The sequence below is a fragment of the Sinanaerobacter chloroacetimidivorans genome (assembly GCF_018128545.1).
GTDB classification, from domain to species: Bacteria; Bacillota; Clostridia; order Peptostreptococcales; family Anaerovoracaceae; genus Sinanaerobacter; species Sinanaerobacter chloroacetimidivorans.
In genome coordinates this window covers 189121-212850 of record NZ_JAGSND010000005.1, presented here as the reverse complement: position 1 = coordinate 212850, position 23730 = coordinate 189121, and the positions used below count along the sequence as shown (strand labels likewise).

General features: G+C 45.4%; 26 protein-coding genes and 1 other annotated feature (1 of these 27 only partly in view). Of the genes, 18 read left to right on the top strand and 8 right to left on the bottom strand.

Translation table 11 applies throughout. The annotated features are described in order from the left end of the window. Positions 1-128, top strand: a binding site (T-box leader); it begins 135 nt to the left of the window's first position. A 73-nt stretch (positions 129-201) separates the two neighbouring features. Further along, positions 202-1581 (top strand): TrpB-like pyridoxal phosphate-dependent enzyme, encoded by a 1380-nt coding sequence (locus tag KCX82_RS09860; RefSeq protein WP_227018291.1) that lies wholly within the window; start codon positions 202-204, stop codon positions 1579-1581. A gap of 128 nt (positions 1582-1709) precedes the next feature. On the opposite strand, the gene KCX82_RS09855 is transcribed toward KCX82_RS09860, so the two are convergent. From KCX82_RS09855 to KCX82_RS09845, 3 genes are all read right to left on the bottom strand, one after another. After that, positions 1710-2414 carry a YjjG family noncanonical pyrimidine nucleotidase gene (locus tag KCX82_RS09855; RefSeq protein WP_227018290.1) on the bottom strand — a complete coding sequence of 235 codons (705 nt, stop codon included), beginning with the start codon at positions 2412-2414 and terminating at the stop codon, positions 1710-1712. Between the two features lie 76 nt (positions 2415-2490). Beyond that, positions 2491-4167 (bottom strand): sensor histidine kinase, encoded by a 1677-nt coding sequence (locus tag KCX82_RS09850; RefSeq protein ID WP_227018289.1) that lies wholly within the window; start codon positions 4165-4167, stop codon positions 2491-2493. Positions 4168-4474: 307 nt separating this feature from the next. Then, the gene (locus KCX82_RS09845) at positions 4475-4981 is read right to left on the bottom strand and encodes an RrF2 family transcriptional regulator (protein WP_227018288.1); all 507 of its coding nucleotides are present in this window, start codon (positions 4979-4981) and stop codon (positions 4475-4477) included. Between the two features lie 189 nt (positions 4982-5170). Here KCX82_RS09845 and KCX82_RS09840 point away from each other — a divergent pair, with 189 nt between their 5' ends. Further along, complete coding sequence (locus tag KCX82_RS09840) at positions 5171-5545, top strand: pyridoxamine 5'-phosphate oxidase family protein (protein ID WP_227018287.1); 375 nt, start codon at positions 5171-5173, stop codon at positions 5543-5545. A gap of 229 nt (positions 5546-5774) precedes the next feature. Next, positions 5775-5939, top strand: coding sequence for a hypothetical protein (locus KCX82_RS09835; RefSeq protein ID WP_227018286.1), 165 nt, complete (start codon positions 5775-5777; stop codon positions 5937-5939). Between the two features lie 219 nt (positions 5940-6158). On the opposite strand, the gene KCX82_RS09830 is transcribed toward KCX82_RS09835, so the two are convergent. The 3 genes from KCX82_RS09830 to KCX82_RS09820 are packed head-to-tail and all read right to left on the bottom strand — an operon-like array spanning position 6159 to position 8315. Continuing rightward, a complete protein-coding gene (locus KCX82_RS09830; RefSeq protein ID WP_227018285.1) occupies positions 6159-6848 on the bottom strand; it encodes a hypothetical protein in 690 nt (229 codons plus the stop codon). Beyond that, positions 6829-7797 (bottom strand): hypothetical protein, encoded by a 969-nt coding sequence (locus KCX82_RS09825; RefSeq protein ID WP_227018284.1) that lies wholly within the window; start codon positions 7795-7797, stop codon positions 6829-6831. The genes KCX82_RS09830 and KCX82_RS09825 overlap by 20 nt, the downstream gene beginning before the upstream one ends. After that, positions 7794-8315, bottom strand: a complete 522-nt coding sequence (locus KCX82_RS09820) for an RNA polymerase sigma factor (RefSeq protein ID WP_227018283.1) — start codon at positions 8313-8315, stop codon at positions 7794-7796. Before KCX82_RS09820 ends, KCX82_RS09825 begins: the two co-directional genes overlap by 4 nt. Positions 8316-9022: 707 nt before the next feature. On the opposite strand from KCX82_RS09820, the gene KCX82_RS09815 reads away from it, so the two are divergent. From KCX82_RS09815 to KCX82_RS09790, 6 genes are all read left to right on the top strand, one after another. Further along, a complete protein-coding gene (locus tag KCX82_RS09815) occupies positions 9023-9367 on the top strand; it encodes a hypothetical protein (protein WP_227018282.1) in 345 nt (114 codons plus the stop codon). Further along, on the top strand, positions 9352-10173 hold the full coding sequence (locus tag KCX82_RS09810; protein ID WP_227018281.1) for a ParA family protein: 822 nt from the start codon (positions 9352-9354) through the stop codon (positions 10171-10173). Before KCX82_RS09815 ends, KCX82_RS09810 begins: the two co-directional genes overlap by 16 nt. Next, a complete protein-coding gene (locus tag KCX82_RS09805; RefSeq protein WP_227018280.1) occupies positions 10130-11068 on the top strand; it encodes a ParB/RepB/Spo0J family partition protein in 939 nt (312 codons plus the stop codon). The genes KCX82_RS09810 and KCX82_RS09805 overlap by 44 nt, the downstream gene beginning before the upstream one ends. A 66-nt stretch (positions 11069-11134) precedes the next feature. Continuing rightward, entirely contained in the window at positions 11135-12070 is a 936-nt protein-coding gene (locus tag KCX82_RS09800; RefSeq protein WP_227018279.1) for a DUF6017 domain-containing protein, read from the top strand. 123 nt (positions 12071-12193) lie between these two features. Next, on the top strand, positions 12194-12544 hold the full coding sequence (locus tag KCX82_RS09795) for a DUF7768 domain-containing protein (RefSeq protein WP_211802330.1): 351 nt from the start codon (positions 12194-12196) through the stop codon (positions 12542-12544). A gap of 39 nt (positions 12545-12583) precedes the next feature. Next, the gene (locus tag KCX82_RS09790; protein ID WP_227018278.1) at positions 12584-13030 is read left to right on the top strand and encodes a DUF3846 domain-containing protein; all 447 of its coding nucleotides are present in this window, start codon (positions 12584-12586) and stop codon (positions 13028-13030) included. Positions 13031-13091: 61 nt separating this feature from the next. Here the strand turns inward: KCX82_RS09790 and KCX82_RS09785 are convergent, their stop codons facing one another. Further along, positions 13092-13916, bottom strand: coding sequence for a hypothetical protein (locus KCX82_RS09785; protein WP_227018277.1), 825 nt, complete (start codon positions 13914-13916; stop codon positions 13092-13094). A 177-nt stretch (positions 13917-14093) separates the two neighbouring features. Here KCX82_RS09785 and KCX82_RS09780 point away from each other — a divergent pair, with 177 nt between their 5' ends. The 6 genes from KCX82_RS09780 to KCX82_RS09760 all read left to right on the top strand — a co-directional run bounded on the left by KCX82_RS09780 (position 14094) and on the right by KCX82_RS09760 (position 18204). Continuing rightward, positions 14094-14384 carry a hypothetical protein gene (locus tag KCX82_RS09780; protein ID WP_227018276.1) on the top strand — a complete coding sequence of 97 codons (291 nt, stop codon included), beginning with the start codon at positions 14094-14096 and terminating at the stop codon, positions 14382-14384. A 199-nt stretch (positions 14385-14583) separates the two neighbouring features. Next, positions 14584-14715 (top strand): hypothetical protein, encoded by a 132-nt coding sequence (locus KCX82_RS22960; RefSeq protein WP_264373240.1) that lies wholly within the window; start codon positions 14584-14586, stop codon positions 14713-14715. Positions 14716-14808: 93 nt separating this feature from the next. Beyond that, a complete protein-coding gene (locus KCX82_RS09775; RefSeq protein ID WP_227018275.1) occupies positions 14809-15288 on the top strand; it encodes a PcfB family protein in 480 nt (159 codons plus the stop codon). Beyond that, the gene (locus KCX82_RS09770) at positions 15285-17060 is read left to right on the top strand and encodes a VirD4-like conjugal transfer protein, CD1115 family (RefSeq protein WP_227018274.1); all 1776 of its coding nucleotides are present in this window, start codon (positions 15285-15287) and stop codon (positions 17058-17060) included. Before KCX82_RS09775 ends, KCX82_RS09770 begins: the two co-directional genes overlap by 4 nt. Before the next feature lie 44 nt (positions 17061-17104). Continuing rightward, positions 17105-17320 carry a Maff2 family mobile element protein gene (locus KCX82_RS09765; RefSeq protein ID WP_084234496.1) on the top strand — a complete coding sequence of 72 codons (216 nt, stop codon included), beginning with the start codon at positions 17105-17107 and terminating at the stop codon, positions 17318-17320. 14 nt (positions 17321-17334) lie between these two features. Next, positions 17335-18204, top strand: a complete 870-nt coding sequence (locus KCX82_RS09760) for a VirB6/TrbL-like conjugal transfer protein, CD1112 family (RefSeq protein ID WP_227018273.1) — start codon at positions 17335-17337, stop codon at positions 18202-18204. 121 nt (positions 18205-18325) lie between these two features. Here KCX82_RS09760 and KCX82_RS09755 read toward each other — a convergent pair whose 3' ends face one another. Continuing rightward, entirely contained in the window at positions 18326-18805 is a 480-nt protein-coding gene (locus tag KCX82_RS09755) for a hypothetical protein (RefSeq protein ID WP_227018272.1), read from the bottom strand. A gap of 21 nt (positions 18806-18826) precedes the next feature. Here KCX82_RS09755 and KCX82_RS09750 point away from each other — a divergent pair, with 21 nt between their 5' ends. From KCX82_RS09750 to KCX82_RS09740, 3 genes are read left to right on the top strand one after another with little or no spacing between them, the layout of a single operon-like run. Continuing rightward, on the top strand, positions 18827-19237 hold the full coding sequence (locus tag KCX82_RS09750) for a PrgI family protein (RefSeq protein WP_227018271.1): 411 nt from the start codon (positions 18827-18829) through the stop codon (positions 19235-19237). Beyond that, positions 19179-21575, top strand: a complete 2397-nt coding sequence (locus KCX82_RS09745; RefSeq protein ID WP_227018270.1) for a VirB4-like conjugal transfer ATPase, CD1110 family — start codon at positions 19179-19181, stop codon at positions 21573-21575. Before KCX82_RS09750 ends, KCX82_RS09745 begins: the two co-directional genes overlap by 59 nt. Position 21576: 1 nt before the next feature. Further along, a complete protein-coding gene (locus KCX82_RS09740) occupies positions 21577-23730 on the top strand; it encodes a CD1108 family mobile element protein (RefSeq protein ID WP_227018269.1) in 2154 nt (717 codons plus the stop codon).

Sequence of the window (23730 nt, the reverse complement as noted above, 5' to 3'; positions counted from 1 at the left end):
TGCCAGTAGCGCCTGACGGGATCTCCGCCTGTTATCAAGGGAGCATGCATGATTGTGTATGATAAGAGTGGGTGCAAATTGCATCAAACAGGGTGGTACCGCAGAAGCAACAGACTTTTGTCCCTAGTGAAAGCTAGTGACAGAGGTCTTTTTTATTACGTAAAAGCAGCATTGAAAACATATTTGAAAGGAGAAAAAACAATGAGTAAAATTCCACACAGATTGTATTTATCAGAGGAGCAGATGCCCAAACAATGGTATAACCTGAGAGCCGATATGAAAGAGCAGCACGATCCGATGATTAATCCCGGCACCATGAAGCCGGCCCAGGTTGAAGACCTGTATCCTGTCTTCTGTGAGAAGCTTGCCAAACAGGAACTGGATACGGAAACACGTTATGTTGACATACCTGAAGAAGTTCAGGAAATGTATAAAATCTACCGTCCTTCTCCTTTAATTCGTGCCTATAATCTTGAAAAGGCTTTGGATACTCCGGCTAAGATCTATTATAAATTTGAAGGAAACAACACCTCAGGAAGTCATAAGCTGAATTCCGCCATCGCCCAGGCCTATTATGCCAAGGAGCAGGGCTTAAAGGGACTTACCACAGAAACAGGTGCCGGGCAATGGGGTACTGCCCTTTCGGAAGCCTGTGCTTATTTCGGCCTTCCGCTTACAGTATATATGGTGAAGGTTTCTTACAATCAGAAACCCTTCCGAAAAGCCGTGATGCAGACCTTTGGTGCTGAGGTTATTGCAAGCCCCAGCGACACAACCCATGTTGGGCGCGAAATCCTGAAAAAAGATCCAAATACCGGCGGAAGTCTTGGCTGTGCCATTTCAGAAGCAGTTGAGAAGGCGGTAACATCAGAAGGCTACCGATATGTACTCGGTTCCGTTCTCAACCAGGTATTGCTGCATCAATCCATTATCGGTCTGGAAACCAAAACAGCCATGGAAATCCTGGGAGAATATCCTGACGTAGTGATTGGCTGTGCCGGCGGTGGCTCCAATCTTGGCGGTCTTATTGCTCCCTTTATGCAGGATAAACTGACAGGAAAAGCAAATCCAAGAATCGTAGCCGTAGAGCCCGCTTCCTGTCCGTCTTTCACCAGAGGACGATATGCCTATGATTTCTGCGATTTGGGCCAGATCACTCCGCTCGCCAAGATGTATACACTGGGAAGCGGTTTCATTCCATCTGCCAACCATGCAGGCGGTCTTCGCTACCATGGAATGTCACCTATGCTCTCAAAGCTTTATCATGATGGTTCTATGGAGGCCGTAGCCGTAGAACAGACAAAAGTCTTTGAAGCTGCTACCTTCTTTGCGAAAAACGAAACCATTCTTCCCGCACCGGAATCCGCTCATGCGATCCGTGCCGCTATGGATGAAGCGCTGCGATGCAAAGAGTCAGGAGAAGCAAAAACCATTCTCTTCGGACTCACTGGAACAGGATACTTCGACATGACCGCTTATACTTCCTATAATGAAGGTACTATGGAAGATTATATTCCTACCGATGAAGATCTGGAAATGTCCTTATCAACCCTTCCTAAAATTCCCGGAATTCAGGAATAAATAAATCAAGGGATTAACCAAAAACGAGCCAATAATCTTAAGAATTTGGATGCAATAACCGCCGGAAAACCGGCGGTTATTTTTAACCATTTACATGCCGCACCCTTACACTGTCAGGTGTTGGGTGTTTATTTAAGCAACACGTTTCTGACCTCTGTCAGACTTGATATCTCATAAGTAGGCTTTACCTTTGTATCATTCGTTGCCTTATTCGGATTGAACCAGCAGGTATCAATCCCAAAATTGATGCCTCCCTGAATATCGGAAGAAAGACTGTCGCCTACCATTAGAATCTTTTCCTTGTTCGTACAGCCAATTTCGTTTAAAGCTATGGCAAAAATCCTCGGATCGGGTTTTGAGACCCCCACCTCTTCCGAAATCACAATGTTGTCAAAGTATTTTGCGATGGCAGAGTTTCTGATTCGATTTTCCTGTATTTCTTTCAGACCATTGGATAGGATCAAAAGCCGGTAATCCTTGCAGAGACCTTCAATCAGGGTGATACTGTCATCGTATAAATGGGCTGCCTGTGACAAACGTTTTTTATAGAAATCCGCTATTGCGGAGGAGTCAAGATCCGACTGCAGACCATCGAACTTCATACGCTCTGTCAGCCTTCGAAAGCGGATGAGATTCAATTCGTACTGAGTAATCCGCCCATCCTCCAGCTCCTTCCAGACTCCGTTGTTAATCTCCTTGTAAATTGGGAAATGATAATTTTCATCATAATCCAGTCCAAAATTTATTATGGTATCCCGAAAGGCAATTTTTTCGGATTTTTTAAAATCAAATAAGGTATCATCCGCATCAAATATAATGATTTCATATTTCATAGCCTTCCTCCTTCGCATAGCTTGTACCGCTCTTATGATTCTATACCCTTTACCTCGTTGAAAAGATCACAATTCTTTATTCATAAATGTCCGAGAATTCAATATTCATGATCTGAATTAAGTCGCTGCTGTCATTCTCAACTCCGTTTTTTGTTGTATCCATATCGGAAGCATCCGACAGAATATTGATGGGCAATTCGATGTTAAATTCACTGCCTGATCCAAGTTTACTGGAAACACGGATATTGCCTCCGTGGAGCTCCACCAGTGCCTTCGTTAACGACAGCCCAATACCGCTCCCCTCTTTATCTTTCTTGGTGGTATCTTTTACCTGTTTATATCTGTCAAATATATCATCTAATTTGTCTTCGGGAATGCCAATACCGTTGTCTTTTACGGATATCTCTATTTGGCCCTGATGCTTTCTTACGATTATCGCTATGATACCTTTTGCTTTGGTAAATTTAATGGAATTTGAAATTAAATTCATCATAATTCTTTCTATAGCATCTACATCACAGAGCATATTCATTTCTTTCAATTCGGAATGAAATTGAATTTCTATATTTTTACTGGCAACATAATCCTGCAGTGACGTGGTGATGTTTTCTATAATCCGGATAATGTTGTACATTCTGAATTCCAGGTTCAGAAATCCGGCATCGATTTTGGTAGTATCAATGAGATTATTCACCAGACGAAGCTGGCGGAGACAATTTTGTTTCATTGATTGCAAATGCTTCATCATTTTTCTGGTCTTAGGGGAAGAATCTCCGTTCATGTAGAGTTCAAACAGCTGAATACCGCTTAAAAGGACGTTTAAAGGCGTTCTCAGTTCATGGGACATATTGGCGATATATTCGCTTTTATTCTGACTGTCCATTTCGGCGATGCACTTTGCGTCTCTAAGGCAATTGATTTCATTCACTTTCTCTTCCAGTTTCCTGCATTTGGCCTCCAGTTCACTGTAAGGGAAAGTAATAATATTGGTTACAATTCCTCTATATAGATAAAAAAAGCTGATTACCTTTAAGATATGTCCGTAATGATAAAAAAGAGATGACGGATCATCGGTAAGTGTAAAGATAAATTCTGTCGGAATTATGAGAAGCAATACCATTAAAATATTCTGGTTTAAAAATACTGACTCTTCGCAGTGTTTCACATTGATGTAATGGATACTTAGAAATGTTATTGCAATGATCACATACTCCATTCCGATTTTGACCCAGGTCAAGCCGGATCCCAGCCGCATAAGAGGAAAAATTCCTGGGTATTTCATCAAAAGATAGGATAATCCAATAGAAAAAAGAACTGTGAAAATCAGCATGGTGATCTTGTTCACCCTTTTTATTTTCAGGTTTAAGCTCATAGAAAATAGAGAAACCGCAGCCAATAACCGTGCTAAAATCCAGTATCGGGCCGCCAGGTCTTCATAGCCCTGTTGGAACAATGGAGTAGCAATAGAATAATAACCATGAAAAAAATCCATCACGGAAACAGCAAGAAAACCAAACCCTACCATGTACAAAATATTCGGTATGTTTTTATAAGTGCTCCAAGTAATTAAAAATATGGAGATCTCAATATATATACAAATCAGCTCCAATATGGAATGGGCTAGTAAAAAGTTTCTCGGCAATAGAGTTACAATAACTGCAATAAAAAAACCGATAATAAGTATGGAAGCATATCTTAACGAGAATTTTTTCCAATTATAAATTCCCAGATTACGTATCATTTGATTATCCATAAATCATTACCTCTTATTAATTTGTAACTATTTATCATAGAGTTTAAAAAAGAGAGTCCTGAAAACGAAGGCTCTCCATCATGATCATGACAATTCCAAGATAGTGTAAATTGTGTGTATATTTCCATGAGTATAACACAGATTATACAGTTATTCAATTCCCTAGTACTGTTTTCAATTAAGAAAAATAATTTACACCAGATGGCAGTAATAAAATATACTGGGACATCATTTCAGGACGCAGAATAACCTTACAATGAAAGAAGGCTGCCAATTTCGTATCGACAGCCTAGTTTTTCATTTGAAATTATGACTTTGATCTAATATTATTAAACCATTCAATCGTTGCTTTTCTATGCTCTTCAGGAAGCTTATTCTGCACTTGTTCATGCAGCCACGCTAAGGTTTTGTTCTTCAGATACTGTCTCATCTGATCCTCTGCTTCAAGCATTACAACTTTTATTAAACAAGGACACTTTGTATGTGTGTCAGGTAAATTGTCCTTATCCAGTAAGATATTGTTTTGCCGTATCTCTGCACACTGAAATATTGATGCAGTTCCTTCAACTGCTTCAATAATGTCCCAAAAAGTTATGTTTTCAGGTGTCCGAGCCAGTCCATATCCTCCATTGACACCAGGAATTGACTTTACAAGGCCTGATTTTCTTAATTTTGTATATACTTTTGACAGATACGTTTCCGACACTCCTTGGAATGTTGCTAAGTCTTTTATCCCAACAGATTTGCCCGAAGGAATATCCACCATATATAGCAAGCAATGTAATGCGTACTCTACTCCTATTGAAAATTGCAAAAAACCACCTCTTTACATAATACAATCTCCCCACATAGTACTTCATTATTATTTAATAGTCAATATTAGAGACAAAACTTATCTATGATGTATTTTATTTTATTGACTTTCATAAGACATAGTGTTACTATAATTGTAGATATTATTTATCTATAATATATATTATTATTTCTAGGAGGTAATGACATAATGCTTACAAAAAATTTCTATGAAGTATTAAAAAATGAAGGCGTAGTTTCAATCGTATCATGGGGAAAGGATGAACCGCACATCGTTAACACCTGGAATTCGTATTTAGTTGTAACACCCGATGAAAGAATTTTAATTCCTGCATATGCAATGCGAAGAACAGAAAAAAATGTGGAACTGAATAATAAAATAAAGATGGCATTGGGGAGCAGAGAAGTCTTAGGTTATAATGATTACCAAGGAACAGGCTTTGTTGTTGAAGGAACTGCAAAATATATTGAATCAGGCCCAGAATTTAATATGATGAAAGAAAAATTTTCGTTTTTAACCAGAGTGTTAGAAATAACAGTCACATCTGCAAAACAAATGCTGTAGATTAATCGCAACGTCAATTAAAACACCCCAAAAGCCTTTTAAATCAAGACTTTTGGGGTGTTTTACTGATTTGATTATCTCTTGATTATCTCTTATATAAATAACACTGGATTAATGGTTTCATGAAGTCCTGAATTATCGACAATGCAACTCCCAATGTTGCATGAAAAGGTATCTTCTGTTTGAACGTTAAATCCATGGGTAAGATTTCTCTAGGAGGTAAAATACAATGTTTAGATATAAAATTTTTAGCAATTATAACTTATTAATGAAGGCTTCAGATAGAATATCCAAAAATGAACAATCAAATGAAGAAGTTGTTAATGCTTTACGAAAAGAAGATTATGATCATGTCCCATTTAATATTTTAAAATTCATAGAGGAGCCTTCATAAAGTGGTTCCTTCCTATATATGTTGTATCTAAGCTAATCCTAAATGCAGCTTTTCTGCCTTTGAGCTGCAAAGTTTTATAAAATCCTTTTATTACTCAATGCGCAGGAAAATTATGTCATACTCAATCATGACTAGGCGACGGATTTTTTTCGCTAGGCTAGGCACAATGCTTCGTTGAGAAACGGAGCGTACTTTTGTGTACGTGAGTATCCTTCTTTATCATGTTTTCATTTTTTCTAAAACTTCCAATAAGCCGTTATCTTGATATATAACGATAGATTCCGGGCTGCGTCCCCTGCAAGTGTATATTACGTTATCCTTCATGCTTACACTTATGAGATAACTGTACCCATCCTTTTTCGGATACCAAATCGAAACGGACGTCTCACCACCGCTGCCGCCGGTATCGTTTCTCTCATTCAGCTCTTTTTTCTCTTCACCTGATAACGGTTGCAATGCCAGGACCTTATTGACAATCTGATCTTTTGTTTTTTCACTCAATGCGTAATCGATGAAAGAAGGGCCCCGTTCATCATGATAGGTTACGGATACTCCTTCTGGTTTGCATTCCGAAGGTATGTTTATGATCGATTGGCACTCATAATAATAGACGCCTATGGCCGCGCCCGCTATTACAATACCTCCGACCAATGCAAAAACAAGATATTTCCCCTTTACCTTTTTATATATCATCACCCCGATTGAAAGCGCCGTCATTGCCAATACCGCGGCTGCAAACACCCCTTGCCCGTCCGGCTGGTTGAGAAGACTGATTTTGTCAGGCGTCAGCGGCCATAGGAGTTCGCTAATCCTGTTTTGAAATTTCAGTGCAATCAAATAAATGAAGAGAAAGGCAAAAACGAAAGCAATGAACCAATCTCTTTTTGATTTAATCCGCAATCCTTGCATTCTTTTCCTCCTCCTTTTTCTGCCAGACAATTACCATTTGACAGAATTCGTCACTCATAGAATAGACTCTGCCTGTATCCGATACGAGATAACCTTCCTGCAGATTGATCAAGGCTGCCATGTACCTTGTGTACCAGGGACCAAAGACAAATTCGATCAGTTCCTCGTTAACTGCGTTTCTCTGCCGGTTGGTTTCCGTAATCTGCCCATCCGCATAAAAAGCTTCCTCGAGGGCCTTGAAAAAATCTTCGCGTTCTCCGGTATCGTCGTCGTAAAACCCTTCTCCGCCGGATTCATAATTCAAAAAGAATCCGCTGACGTCTTCAAATTTTTGGTTCTTCTCAACAGCGGCATGATTCGCAAGGAAGGTTCCTCCGACGGCGAGGGAAATAATGATCGCCCAGACCGCTGCAAATTTGAGATATTTGGTCAGGGTAAAGATTCTTTTATCCCCTGTAAAGAATCCAAGGCTTCCATAAATCGCTCCACCGATCAATGAAGATATCCCGTATTCCGCAAAGAAGGATGCAAAATGAGCCTGAGGGAAAAATTCATTGAGCTGCCCCAGTGTGTACTGTGTTAAATAGATAAAGCTGTGATCGTGGAACGTCACGTGGATCATTTCGCTGATCTTATAGGGTATTCCGATGACGATTTTTAAAGGCAGAAAATCCGTAATGTAATACTTATAGCTGAACCATCCCAGGATAAGGCCTACAATGGTAAAAACAACGATCCGCTTTGTCCCCTTATCATAATTCTCTACCCGTTCTTTTAAATTGCCGGTGATACATTCGGCCTCCGGAAGATTAATTGCATCTTCTTTCGCAAGGTATCCTTCCATAAGCGCCTGGCACTGCTCACAATGCTCCAGGTGTTTTTCAATTTCCAAGTCGTGACTGTCACCTTTAAGATATTCCAAAACATATTCTTTCATTTCACATTTCATGAATCCACCCCCTGTCGGGCTCCCGATACTGCTTCATATAATTTTCTCAGCTTGCTTCTTGCACGATATATCCTGACCTTTACCACCGTTTCCGTCAACTCCATGATTCCGGCGATGTCCGCATAGGATAAACCTTCGTAATCACGTAGTATCAGAACCGTTCGTTCATATTCGTTCAGCTTTAAAAGAAGCCTCTGAATTTCCTTTTTTTCTTCAGACTGCAGAATCATATCTTCCGGCGATTTATCCGTAGCCGTTATATTATTCTGAATCAGTTCATCCCCTAACAAAAACGGCTTCTTTTTTCTGGCATAAGATAAAAAGGTGTTTCTCGCTATGATCATACACCATGCTTTTAAATTGGAATCTTCATTTATCCTTTTCAATCCCAGATAGATTTTTAAGAATGTTTCCTGAGATAAATCCTGTGCGGTCTGTTCATCATGTGTCATATAAAAAAGATATCCATATACTGCATCTTTATAGTTCTCATATATTTCCCGGAACCTCTCCTTCATCTGACGTATTCCTCTCTTTAATGATCATCTATATTAATAACGCATAACCGAATAAAAAGTTACACAAATTTCAGCACAGTATAAAAATAATCCCATTCGAAAATGAAAATAGAATGGGATTTATTATAATGATTCACAGTCGCCAGGAATTGGCCGCATTACGTTTTGTAATATATCTTTTTATTTGTATTATTTTACCAAACATTCAATTTAACTGCAACATTGATTTGTATTTGACCTTAATGAGTGTATATTTAAATTATAGGCTTCAGAAAGCTTATCTTGCTTACAAAACTTTTTTATTGTGAATACATATAATACAAAAATGACAGCTAATCTTATAGACTAGCTGTCACCACATATATCACAAATACATATTTTTCTTATTCCCACTCTCTGTTTTGACTTTTTCACGCGCTCCAGCGGGCTGTTTCACGCGGTTCTAAGGCATTATTTTCAGCTTTATCGATGCTTTTTCTCGTCTATTAAGGTCGATAGTACGCTTTTAGTACGGTTTTTTCACGCATCTCAGGCGTTAATTTTATCTTCACTATTCTAAGTTTTGAACTATTATATCCCGCAGAGACTTCTAAATCAATTTTATTATGTTAATATCTCACCTCTCTGCCACCGCCTCTCTTGGGGCGGTTTTTTATTGAAAGAAATCTCCAAAGTAAACTATCAAATAAGAATCCAGGAGGGTCACAATGGAAAACCAATTTTACAATCAACAGTATCTGAAACTCTGCTCTATTGCAGATATAGAAGGAAGAGCCTTCGCTCGTACTGCATTAGAATCCTTTGCCGATCGAGAAACTCTACAAATGTTTTTAAACTCGCTGTTTTACAACCACTCCATTATGGAGAGTGATCAGTTCGCCGTTTATCTTGGCCTGATGTATGAATTCATCGGGCAGGAAATGCCGGATGATATGGACTGCTATATTGTCATGGATCAAGAGTCCAATATCTTTTTCAGCTACTTTCTTACGACATTGCTGAGAACCATTCTTAATCAGGCTGGAGGTGATCACCCTTGCCCTGCCATGTAGTTGCCATCGCCAATCAGAAAGGCGGTGTTGGAAAAACCACAACCTGTGCCAATCTGGGAATTGGTTTAGCCCAGGAAGGTCGAAAGGTTTTGCTGGTGGACTGTGATCCCCAAGGCAGCTTGACGATCAGCTTGGGTCATACTCAGCCGGATCAACTGCCAGTGACACTTTCCTCTGTCTTAGGAAAGACTATGAATGACACGGCACTTTCTCCCCAGGAAGGCATCCTTCATCATACTGAAGGTGTGGATCTAGTGCCCGCCAACATTGAGTTGTCCGGACTTGAGGTCTCGCTGGTCAATGTGATGAGCCGGGAAAAGATTCTGAAGGAGTATCTTGATGGAATCAAATCTGGCTACGACTACATCCTCATAGACTGTATGCCATCTCTTGGCATGCTGACAGTCAACACCCTGGCCGCTGCAGATAGCGTTCTCATTCCTGTGCAGGCTCAGTACCTTTCTGCAAAAGGCCTGGAACAGCTGCTTCAAACCATCAATAAAGTCCGCAAGCAAATCAATCCCAAGCTGAAGATCGATGGCATCCTGCTGACTATGATGGATAACCGGACCAATGACGCCAGGGAAATAAGTACTCTTTTGCGGGAAACCTATGGAACCAAGCTGAAGGTGTTCGACTCGTCCATCCCCCACTCCGTCCGGGCGGCAGAAACTGCTTCCTATGGGAAAAGTATCTTTGCCCATGATCCCAAGGGTAAAGTGGCAGAAGCCTACAAAAATCTGACGAAGGAGGTGCTGAAACTTGAAACCCAGCGGCAGAAATCTAAATCTGACCTCCTACGATGAGATCTTTCAGACCGAAGAAACCAGAATCGAAGCAACCCAAGAGAAGGTCATCGATATTCCTTTGACAGATTTGCATCCGTTCAAGAATCATCCCTTCAAGGTAACAGATGACGAATCGATGCTGGAGACCGCCGAGAGCATCACCAAACACGGCGTCCTGGTGCCGGTCATCGCACGTCCTCGTGACGAAGGCGGATATGAGCTGATCTCCGGCCATCGGCGCAAACGTGCCAGTGAGCTGGCCGGTAAGGAGACTCTTCCTTGCATCGTCCGTAATCTCGACGATGACGCTGCCACCATTATCATGGTTGACAGCAATATTCAACGTGAGAACATCCTGCCCAGCGAGCGCGCATTTGCTTATAAACTCAAGCTGGAAGCGTTGAAGCGACAGGCTGGGAGGCCATCGAAAGAAAATGCGGGCCAAGTTGACCCGAATTTTGATAGCCGAAGATCCAATGTGATTTTAGCCGAGCAAGCTGGCGAAAGTGTGAAACAAGTTCAGCGTTTTATCCGCCTGACAGAGCTTGTTCCTGAGCTACTCGATATGGTCGATACCAAGAAGATCGCTTTCAATCCGGCAGTTGAGCTTTCCTACCTCATGCCTCATGAACAGGTCCAGCTGATGGAAGCCATGGACATGGAGCAATCCACCCCTTCCCTGTCTCAGGCTCAGCGCCTGAAGAAATATAGTCAGGATGGCAAGCTGACCTTTGATGTCATGACCGCCATCATGTCTGAGGACAAAAAAGGTGAACTGGACAAGGTGACCCTCACCGGCGAGAAGCTCAAAAAGTATTTTCCTAAATCCTACACCCCACAGCAGATGGAGGAAACCATACTTAAGCTGCTGGAGGGCTGGTCGCGGAAGCGCCAGCAATCACAGGAACGGTAATTCCCCTCCGTGGTGCTTCGATGAGAAGCGCTTTTTTTATTCAAATGGTCGAAAGGAGGGATGCAGATGGCTGTATTTCGAGTTGAGAAAACGAGGGATTACACCGTTATGGCGAATCATCATTTGAAGAACAAGGATCTGTCGCTGAAATCCAAAGGGCTTCTATCTCAAATGCTGTCACTCCCTGAAGACTGGGACTACACCCTCAAGGGACTTTCCATGATCAACCGGGAAAGCATCGATGCCATTCGGGAAGCGGTCCGTGAACTGGAACGGGCAGGATACATTGTCAGGACAAGGGAAAGAAATGAGTTTGGTCACCTTAAGGGTACAGACTACACGATTTATGAAAAGCCTCACCTGGCGACAAATTCTACAGAAACCATAGAGCCTATATCGGAGAAGCCAGTATTGGAAATACCAATGTTGGAAAATCCAATCTTGGATAATCCAGTGTTGGAGAAACCTACGTTGGGAAATCCAACGCAATTAAATACTAAGAAAACAAATAAAGATCCATTAATGACTAAGGGATTAAGTAAACATCCATCAATCCCTGATCCATCAAGAGAAGCCACGATCGAGAAGGATGAGATTGGATTGGATGCTCATTCCATCAAGAAGTCCATCCAGGAGAAAATCGAATACAAGTTTATTGTTCAGCGTTATGACAAAGATCGTCTTGATGAAATCGTGGACCTGATGGTGGAGACCCTCTGTTCCAAGCGAGACTATATCACCGTTGCCGGGGATGATTACCCTGCATCATTGGTCAAGGAACGGCTGCAGCGCATCGACAGCACCCACATCGAATATGTCTTTGAATGCCTGGATAAAAACACCACCTTCATCCGGAATATCAAGAAATATCTGCTGACGACGCTATTCAATGCTCCAACCACCATCGATAGCTATTACACAGCACTGGTTAAACATGATCTTTACGGAGCAGGTTCCCACTTTTTCGAGGATCTAGGGAGCCTTATTAAGCCCGGCAAATAAGATGAGTTTTATTTTCATGCAAGTTTCGCAAATCAAATTAGCACGATAATCAAATTTCAAAGTTACATCCGGCCAAAAGAAACTGATTCAAAAGTTCATCTTTTCTGAAAGGAGTTACTCAAAATGAAAAGACCTCTCGCCTATATCACCGCTTCATGGGGCGTTGATCCAACTGAGAATACGGAGATCGCCGCCAAATACAGCAGGAAAGTATACGATGCTGGCTACAGTCCGATATGTCCAATTCTGATGCTTGCAACCTTCATAAATGACGGCATCCCCCAGGAGCATAAGGACAGACAGGACATTGAGCTCGATTACCTCAGACGCTCCAACGTCCTCGTAGTCTGTGGATCTCGGATCGACGAAACCGTGAAAAACGACATTGCCATTGCTGAGCGCTATCGTATCCCGGCAACTACATTAAGTGGCATCCTGACCGTTAAAAGCCACGGTCAGAAGACCTCCAAATAGCATAATTGCTGATTATGCACAAAACATGGCTTAAAAGGAATGTTTCGTGCAATTTCAAAAACAGAAAAGGAGAAAAAATCTATGGATGTATTGATTGTTGAACCTGAAAAATCGCCGCGTATGGCTAGTATCACCGGTGATCTGAATTCTCTGCAGCAGGTTGTAGGCGGCTACATCGAAGCCGTCTATCCCTATGATGACCCGGTTGCCATTGTCTGTCATGAAGAAGGCAAGCTCATCGGACTCCCCCTTAACCGAAAACTTGAGGACTACGACATCATCGCCGGCACCTTCATCGTCTGCGGGCTTGGCGAAGAGGATTTTGATTCCCTCACACCAGAGCTGGCAGAAAAGTACCGCGAGAAATTTGCTGATCCTGAGATCTTCATGAAGATGGGCAGCCGCATCGTCGCCATACCCATCAAGCCTAAGGATGAAATTCATATTGCCAAACCAAAGCATAAGTCCACCGAGCCTGAACTTTAGCTGTCTCAAAAAAAACCTGCTTGTATTAACAAATAAGACTTTCTAAGAAGTAACGAGGAATTTAATTTTCTTCCGTAATGGCATCTTTCAATAAATGATCAGCTTCTAGTTTTTTATGGAGTTGCCATGAAAAATAGGCATCAATAGATTTTTTTTTGCGAACAGCATACGCCTCTGCACTCTCTTCTAGAAACTGTGTTAGATTATCAATGATACTGCTGCGATGATAAAAGTAGGCAGTTGCATGCGGTTTAGCTTCCTTTTCATAGTTTTCAGTCATCATAGTTTTTAAAGTGGCTACAAATTCATCAGACGAATCCATCTTTTCAGCAGCTTTATGAATATTGCTGATTTGATTCTGCGCCGAATAATACTGCCCCAGTTCATAGCACATACTATGCCATTCCATTGGTAATCCATAAAACAAATTACTTTCCAAAACCTCCGACCACCATTGAGTCAGCTCATTTTTTGCTTCTTCCGGCAATTCTTCAACAAATCGTTTCACAGCCTTTTCTGAAAGGCCTGTGCTTTCGCAGAAGCGACGTACATCATCATTACCACTAATAATTTCAGTCATTCCGAATATATAGTCAGCAGAGCAACCGAAGAATTTGCAGTACGCATTAACATACTCACCTTGTAAGCGATCCGTATTTTCCGAGATTAGATGAGTTTGAATTTTCTTTTCGACACTCCCAATAGCATTGGCTTTGTTGACTTCATCTGAATTATAATTTTGCTTTTGATTTACAACCACTAGTCCTGCTTCATACAATTCGGTTGCCAGTTTTTTAACAGTAGAGATATTGTTCTTCTCCATTAGCTTCCACAGCCTATTATAAAAGAATTTCGTATCATCATGGTTTAGAGTTTTATGAGCCATATAACCCTCCTTAAAAGATGTTATTGTCTTTTTCTCTTGAATGTTTACGAAAAAAAGAGAGTAATAAAGATGTTTTTATCTTTGTTTTTAATGTACCATAAAAACATAGAAATCAGAAGCTAATTCACAAGCTACCAAATACAGGAGGAATAAAACATGTCAAAAAAAATTTCTATAATGAATTCAAATACTGACGGCGTCAATGATTTCATCGAGAATTGTATCACTGATGCCATTGACGCACTTGCTTCGACCTCAAAAGAGAAGTATAAACAAAAAACTAGTCTCATTGAAAATGCAACCGACATGACCACGCAAGAAAAGCTGCATGCACTTGACGAGAATTATGATAGCCATATGCAGGAAATCATTATGGGTGTTACTATTACAGTCCTTTCGGTTACAATTCTAGGAATCGCAATCAAAAATCACATACCAATCAAGCATGTACTTCGACTGCCGGCATAATCCACAAAACATATCTAGAATAGCGCATCAACTCCATAATGGTGTCGATGCGTTTTTTTATACACTAATTCTTTTGCATCCATTTCTTTTCGCTGAATAACCTGCCCTGTCAGTTCACTTTTTCTTCTACAACTGAAGTTTCAATACAATCCGACTTATGTGTGTCCATAGACAGAGTCGTAGTTTCTTATAGAGAAATATGCTCAGAGTATTAGTCACTACATTGATCTTCATGAAGATGGGCAGCCGTATCGTTGCCATCCCTATAAAGCGCAAGGACGAGCTGCATGTGACCAAACCAAAGCAGAAGTCCACGGAACCTGAACTCTAAATCTTAAAGAGCTTTACGATTTTACTTATTTCATGCTAAAGATACGTATTTTTGTAAATTGGATTCACCTAACCACGAAAGGAGGAATTTTTCATGCAGGAAGAAGTGGAAAACAGGACCGTTGCCCTGGCAGTCAGTACCACCCGAATGACCGGTCGTGTTCTGAAGGCTGCACTCATCAAGCTATTGGCTGAAATGAAGAAGAGCCGGGACAGTCCGCCGCAGATCCCCCACGGCAAGCAGTCAGTGAAGGCACTCATCGGTCAGAATGCCGGTGTCTCCAACATTGAGATCACAGATAAAAACATCAAGTCCTTTGAGCAGGTCGCCAGAAAGTACGGCGTGGACTATGCCCTCAAGAAGGACACCACCGGAGATAAGCCCAAATATCTGGTCTTCTTCAAGGCCCGGGATGCCGATGCCCTTACCGCAGCCTTCACAGAATATACGGCGAAGGTCCTCAAGAAGGACAAGCAGCCTTCCATCCTGGAGCAGCTTGCCAAATTCAAGCTCCTGGTTCAGTCCAAGATCATGGACCGGGTGAAAAACAAAGACAAGGAGCTGACGCGATGAATGTAAAAATCGAGCGGATGCTCCTTTTAAACCTCCCCTATGTTCTGATTGCTCTATTTGCCACTAAACTCGGAGAGGCCTGGCGATATTCTCCAGGACTGGATATCTCCCAAAAAGTACTGAATCTCATGGACGGCTTTGCTTTAGCTTTCCAGTCCCCCTGGCCGAGCCTGCTCCCGCAGGACCTGATCCTGGGCATTGGGATCGCTGGTGGAATTAAGCTGGCAGTCTATGTTAAAGGCAGGAACGCCAAAAAATACCGCAAAAACATCGAATACGGTTCAGCCCGCTGGGGCAGACCTGAGGACATCAAGCCCTTTATTGATCCAACCTTTCGAAACAACGTCATCCTCACGGAGACGGAGCGCTTGACCATGAACAACAGGCCCAAAGATCCTCGGTTGGCACGCAATAAAAACGTCATGGTGGTGGGTGGTTCCGGATCTGGCAAGACGCGGTTTTGGCTCAAGCCAAATCTCATGCAGTGCCATTCCAGCTATGTGGTCACCGATCCCAAGGGCAGCGTCGTGGTAGAATGCGGACAGCTTCTCCTGAGGGAAGGTTATAAGATCAAAATCCTCAATACCATCAACTTCAACAAATCCATGCACTACAACCCCTTTGCCTACATCAAGAGCGAAAAGGATATCCTCAAGCTGGTGACGGCCCTCATTGCCAACACCAAGGGTGAAGGCAAAGCCGGAGATGATTTCTGGGTCAAGGCGGAGACCCTTCTTTATACCGCGCTCATGGGCTACATCCACTATGAAGCGCCGGAAAGCGAGCGGAACTTCACGACCCTCATCGAGCTCATCAATGCCTCAGAAGTCCGGGAGGACGACGAGGACTTCCAGAACCCGGTGGATCTGATGTTCGCCGCTCTGGAGGAACGAGACTCGGAGCATTTTGCAGTCCGGCAGTACAAGAAATACAAGCTGGCTGCCGGAAAGACCGCCAAATCCATCCTCATCAGCTGCGGGGCCCGTCTGGCGCCCTTTGACATCAAGGAGCTCAGAGACCTGACGGCCTACGACGAAATGGAACTGGATGCCCTGGGTGACCGGAAAACGGCGCTGTTCATCATCATCAGCGATACCGACGACACCTTCAACTTCCTGGTTTCCATGGCTTACACGCAGCTTTTCAATCTGCTGTGCGACAAGGCAGATGACGTCTATGGTGGACGTCTGCCTGTGCATGTGCGCTGCCTCATTGATGAGGCAGCGAATATCGGTCAAATTCCCAAGCTGGAAAAGCTGGTGGCCACCATCCGAAGCCGGGAGATCTCGGCCTGTCTGGTGCTGCAGGCTCAATCCCAGCTGAAGGCTCTCTATAAGGATCACTGCGACACCATCATCGGCAATATGGACAGCACGATCTTTCTGGGCGGTAAGGAGCGCACCACATTAAAAGAGCTTTCAGAAACCCTTGGGAAAGAGACCATCGACACCTTCAACACCGGGGAAAGCCGAGGCCGTGAGGTTTCCCACAGTCTGAACTATCAGAAACTCGGAAAGGAGCTGATGAGCATCGACGAACTGGCCGTGCTGGATGGCGGCAAGTGCATTCTACAGCTACGCGGGGTACGCCCTTTTCTCTCAAACAAGTATGACATCACCAAACACCCCAACTACAAGTACCTCTCCGATGCAGACCCGCGAAACGCCTTCAACATCGAGAAGTACCTGTCCACCCGTCTCAAGCCCAAGCCGGATGAAATCTATGAGGTCTACCACATGGATCTGTCCGCCGAACCCGAAGCCGCCGAATGAGCGGCTGTTTTCATCTCAAAATCTAAAATAATGGAGGTCAATCAATGGAATTCTTTAACAGTGCAGTAGATGTACTTCAAACTCTCGTCGTCGCTCTCGGTGCAGGCCTTGCCATCTGGGGCGTCATCAACCTTCTCGAAGGCTACGGCAACGACAACCCCGGTGCCAAGTCCCAGGGCATGAAGCAGCTCATGGCGGGCGGCGGTGTTGCTCTAATCGGCATCGTACTGGTGCCGCTGCTTTCCGGTCTCTTCGGTTAATCGGGTAGAAAGCGATGGAAAGCATACTCGACAAAATCACCGAATGGCTGAAAACGATGCTGGTCGAAGGCATCATCACAAATTTGTCGGGGATGTTTGATAACGTCAACCAGCAGGTTGGCGAAATCGCAGGTCAAGTGGGATTGACGCCGGCGGCATGGAATTCCGGTGTCTTTTCCATGATCCGCAGCCTCTCCGAAAGCGTCATCATCCCCATCGCGGGTGTGATCCTCGCCTTTGTGATGACCTACGAGCTCATCCAAATGGTCATAGACCGGAATAATCTTCATGACATAGACACATGGATCTTCTTCAAATGGATCTTCAAAACCTTTGTAGCTGTTCTTCTGGTCACCCATACCTTTGATATCGTCATGGGCATCTTCGATATGGCGCAGTCGGTAGTCAACAGCGCTTCAGGCGTCATATCAGCGGACGCCTCGGTGGATCTGGCCACTACAGTGGCAGACCTTCAGACAAGGCTGACCGCCATGGAACTGGGTCCGCTCTTTGGACTCTGGTTTCAGAGTCTGTTTATCGGCTTTACCATGCAAGCCCTGAGTATCTGTATCTTCCTGGTCATCTATGGCCGCATGATCGAGATCTATCTGGTCACGTCTGTGGGGCCAATCCCCATGGCCACCATGGTCAACCGGGAATGGGGCGGTATGGGACAGAATTATCTTCGCTCCCTTTTGGCCCTGGCATTCCAGGCCTTTCTCATCATGGTCTGCGTCGGTATCTATGCCGTCCTGGTGCAGAACATAGCCACGGAAACCGACATCATTAAGGCTGTCTGGACCACATTGGGATATACGGTTCTTCTCTGCTTCACCCTGTTCAAGACTGGAAGTCTTGCCAAGTCCATCTTCAATGCCCATTAAGCGAAAGGAGGGAAGCTGATAATCTTATTTGAAAATGCGCACATGAAAATACGGTCAAGATACTTTGACCGCAATGCTTTTATAGTTTCATTTGGACGCCTGGCCAAGAATTTTGTGGGATTTACTCATTGAGAACGTAGAAAAATCCTTCCCAGTCCCAAAAGGCATAGATGTACTTGTCCTCAGTATCGCCCTTTACTGAATAGAGACGAACGGCTGATTCATTGTACTTTGCCTTGCCTAAATACTTACCCTTATCAGCAATTGTAAAGTCCAAGCCATTGATCTGCCGATATTCAGTCTCTCCGATTGTGAGGACATCCCACTCTGCGCCAGTAATCTCACCAATGACCCGGCCCTCTCGAGAAACATAAAAAGCTGAAATTAAAACCAAGATAGCTAAACCACCTATGAATGCTGTCTTTTTTCTCAATGTCGCACCTCCCAACCATATTTTAAATATCAGCATAAAAATCTCGGAAAAATTCATTGATATCAAATCAATTATATCATTAGCGCATTGCTCATCGTGAGCAGTTTTTCTCGAATCCAAATCACTCGATAGAAGTGTATCCTCACCAAATCCATCTTTAATGCCCATTAAGCGAAAGGAGGAAAGCCTGTGGCCTATGTCCCTGTACCCAAGGATCTGACCAAGATCAAGACGAAGGTGATGCTCAATCTCACCAAGCGACAACTGATTTCATTTGGCAGCGGTGCTCTACTGGGCGTCCCGCTGTTTTTTCTTGCCAAGCCCCACATGAGTGTCAGCACGGCAGCGCTGCTCATGGTGCTGTCCATGCTGCCGTTTTTCCTGCTGGCCATGTATGAACGAAATGGCCAGCCTCTTGAAAAGATCATCTATCAGCTCATTCAGAGCCGATTCATCCGACCGAAGAAGCGGCCCTACCAGACCGACAACTTCTATGCCGCCGTAGAGCGGCAAACCAATCTGGACAAGGAGGTAAAAGCGATTGTCCACCAAGAAAACCATCCAAAGAAAGCTCAGCCGCGAGGAAAGAAATCGCATTGAAAGCGCCATTGCCCGGTCCAAGCGTGACAGCAAGGTTCCGGCAACGGCCCAGCAGACGATCCCTTACCTGCGCATGTATCCCGACGGCATCTGCCAGGCAACGGATGCCTTATATACCAAGACCATTCAGTTTCAGGACATTAATTACCAGCTGGCGCAGAACGAGGACAAGACGGCCATTTTTGACGGCTGGTGTGATTTTCTCAACTACTTTGACAGCTCCATCCGCTTCCAGTTTTCTTTTCTGAATCTGAGTGCCAGCATCGAGGAATTCAAGCAGTCCATACTGATCCCGAACCAGAACGATGACTTTGATGACATCCGCGAAGAGTATGCCAATATGCTCCGGGGTCAGCTGGCCAAAGGCAACAACGGCCTGTCAAAGACCAAGTTCATCACCTTTGGCATCGAAGCGGAGAATCTCAGAACCGCTAAGCCCAGGCTGGAGCGCATCGAGAATGATCTCCTGAACAGCTTCAAGCGTCTTGGCGTCGCAGCAGATCCTTTGAGCGGCAAAGACCGCCTGAAGCTCCTGCACAGCATCTACCATCTGGACGGTCAGGAGCGCTTTCTCTTTGACTGGGACTGGCTGCCATTATCAGGCCTTTCCACCAAAGATTACATTGCGCCTTCATCCTTTGATTTTACTGAGAGCAGGAACTTTCGGATGGGTAGAAAGCATTGCTCTGTTTCCTTCCTGCAGATCCTGGCGCCTGAGCTCAACGACCGGATGCTGGCGGATTTTCTGTCCATGGACAACAGTCTGGTGGTTACCCTCCATATCCAGTCCATCGATCAGACCTCGGCCATCAAGACCATCAAGCGCAAAATCACCGATCTGGATCGGATGAAGATCGAAGAACAGAAGAAGGCCGTCCGGTCCGGCTACGACATGGACATCATCCCGTCAGATCTGGCCACCTATGGCGGCGAAGCCAAGAAGCTGCTGCAGGATCTGCAGAGCCACAATGAGCGCATGTTTCTTGTGACCTTTCTGATCATGAACACCGCCGATGGCAAACAGACGCTGGACAACAACATCTTTCAGGCTCAAGGCATCGCCCAGAAATACAACTGTCAGCTGGTCCGGCTGGACTTCCAGCAGGAATCCGGTCTCAATTCATCCCTGCCTCTAGGCCATAATCAGATCGAGATCCAGCGAGGCTTGACCACATCCAGCACGGCCATCTTCGTGCCTTTCACCACCCAGGAACTGTTCCAGCGCGAAGGCGAGCCCCTCTATTACGGCCTCAATGCACTCTCCAACAACCTGATCATGGTGGACCGGAAGGCTCTGAAGAATCCAAACGGCCTGATCTTGGGCACCCCTGGCAGTGGCAAGTCCTTCTCTGCCAAGAGAGAAATTGCCAATGCCTTTCTCATCACCCAGGACGACATCACCATCTGCGATCCTGAGGGCGAGTATTACCCTCTAGTGGAGCGTCTGCAGGGCCAGGTCATCAAGATCTCGCCCACCAGTGGTCACTACATTAATCCCATGGACATCAATCTGAACTACTCCGAGGATGAGAGCCCGCTGTCCCTGAAATCCGACTTCATTCTCTCCCTGTGTGAGCTCATCGTTGGCGGCAGAGAGGGCCTTCAGCCCATCGAAAAGACCGTCATCGACCGTTGTGTTCGCATGGTGTATCAGGCTTATCTCAATGAGCCCAAGCCGGAGAATGTCCCTATCCTGGGAGATCTGCACCGAATCCTTCTGGATCAGCCGGAAAAGGAAGCCAGACTCATTGCGACGGCGCTGGAGATCTATGTCAGCGGCTCGCTCAACGTCTTCAACCACCGGACCAACGTGAATATCCAGAACCGCCTGGTTTGCTTTGACATCAAGGAACTGGGCAAGCAGCTGAAGAAGCTGGGCATGCTCATCGTCCAGGACCAGGTCTGGGGTCGCGTAACCGCCAACCGGGCGGAAGGCCGAAGCACCCGCTACTACATTGATGAATTCCATCTGCTGCTTAAGGAGGAACAGACTGCCGCCTACTCCGTGGAGATCTGGAAGCGATTCAGAAAGTGGGGCGGCATTCCGACGGGCATCACCCAGAACGTCAAAGACCTGCTTTCCTCCCGGGAAATCGAGAATATCTTCGAAAACAGCGACTTCGTCTACATGCTGAACCAGGCAGGCGGGGACCGCCAGATCCTGGCCAAGCAGCTCAATATCTCTCCCCATCAGCTATCCTATGTCACCCATTCCGGTGAAGGTGAAGGCCTGTTGTTCTACGGAAATGTGATCCTGCCCTTTGCAGACCGTTTCCCCAAGGATACAGAGCTTTACCGCATCATGACGACGAAGCCAGCTGAGGTCAAGGGGGTGTGAGATGAGCGCTAAGAAAGCCAAACGCACCGTCACCCGGCTTCAGTTCACAGAGGAGGAACGCAGCAACCCGGAGCTTCAAAAAGCCTCTCAGAAGGCAGACAAGGCTGCGTCCAAGCTGGAGAAGGCTGCAAAAAAGGGCAAGGCAGAATCGCTGGGAACTCACGAGACGAGGGTTTCCTTTAGCCCCATGAAAAAGCCTGTGAAGCTGCAGTTTGAAGAGCTTCAGGTGAAGAAAACACCCTCAACTTTGAAGTCTGCTGCGAGCGCCCTGCCTGCTGCGGAGGTCCACCGACAGATTGCCAGATCCGAAGATGACAATGTCGGCGTGGAAGCTGCCCACCGCCTGGAAGGAACCGCTGAAGGCACCGTCCGGACTGCGCAGAATGCTCACCGTTCTCATGCACTGAAAGCGGAGCGAAAATCCCTGAAGGCGGAGAATAAGCTGGACCAGGCCAACATCAGCCTGCTTCAAAAACAGGCAGCCAGGGAGCAGCCGCTTTTCTCCATCAATCCCATATCCCGGTGGCAGCAAAGGCAGGCCATCAAGAAGGAATACGCTGCGGCCAAAGCCGGAAAAGGTGTGGAATCCGTTCAAAAGACGGCTCAAACCACTGTAAAGACCGCGAAAAAAGCGAAGGAGGCGCTGGAGAAGTCTGCCGCTTTCGTTGCCCGGCACTGCAAAGTTTTTCTGGGGATTATCGGCATCTACTTTGTTGTCATGCTGATTTTAAATACCTTTGCCAGCTGCTCCCAGATGGCCGTAGGCGGGCTCAACGCCTTTCTCACGACTTCCTACACCGCATCCGACGAGGACATCACTGCCGCCGATCTGGAGTACACCAGGCTGGAGGCAGAGCTGCAGTATGACCTGCTCAACATCGAACGGGATTATCCCGGCTTTGATGAATACCGCTACACCGTTGATCCCATCGGCCATGATCCTCATGAGCTGATGGCCTACCTGACGGCAAAATTCGAAGATTTTACCTACGCGGAGGTCGAGGCTGAGCTGCGATCTCTCTTTTCTTCCATGTACAACTTGAGCATCACGGAGACCGTCGAAGTGCGGTACCGCACAGAAACCCGTTACCGGACCTATACCGTGACCGATCCCGAAACCGGTGAGATCCAGACCATCCACGAAAGCTATGAAGTGGAGGTCCCATATAGCTTTTACATCCTGAACATCAACCTGAGCAGCCAGTCCCTGTACTCCGTGGTCTATCCCCGCATGAGCGCCGACCAGCGGGAAATGTATCTCGTGTACATGGATACCAAAGGCAACAAGCAGTATTTCGGCAATCCCTTTACCTTCAATTGGCAAAGCCATGTCACCAGTCTTTACGGCTGGCGGGTCCATCCCATCACGGATCGGCTGCAGATCCACCGTGGGCTCGATCTGGGCGTAGCTTTGGGCACACCGATCCAGTCCATCCATGACGGCGAAGTGGTCCGAGTCGGCTACGATGCCAGCGGCTATGGCAACTATGTGGTCATTGCGGACAAGGACAGCTACCGCAGCACCTATGCCCACTGCTCCAGCATTCTGGTAACAGAAGGACAGAGCGTCCTGCGGGGACAGGCTATCGCCAAGGCCGGAAGCACCGGTGCCAGCACCGGCAGCCATCTGCACCTGGAACTGACGTTAAATGGCCAGTATCTCAATCCCTATTTCTTCATCGAGGGGACTGACCCCTACACCCCGCCAGCCGTCGGCGCCACCAACGGCGCATATACCGACTACGACATCCCGCCGGAAGCGCTGTCAGATCCAACCTTCGCGGCCCTCATCAAGGAAGCGGAAAAGTATCTGGGCTATCCCTATGTTTGGGGAGGCTCCACGCCATCGACATCCTTTGACTGCTCAGGCTTTGTCTGCTGGGTGTTCAAAAATTCGGGCGTCTATCCATTATCAAGGACCACTGCCCAGGGCATCTTTGACCAGTGTGCCATCATCCCACCCTCGGAGGCCAGGCTAGGCGACATCGTGTTCTTTACCGGCACCTACGACAGTATCGGTCCGGTTTCCCATGTGGCCATCTACGTGGGCGACGGCATGATGATCCACGCCGGAAATCCCATCCAATATGCCTCCATGAACACCTCGTATTTCCAATCCCATTTTTACGCCTTTGGGCGTTTGCCAAGGAGGTAA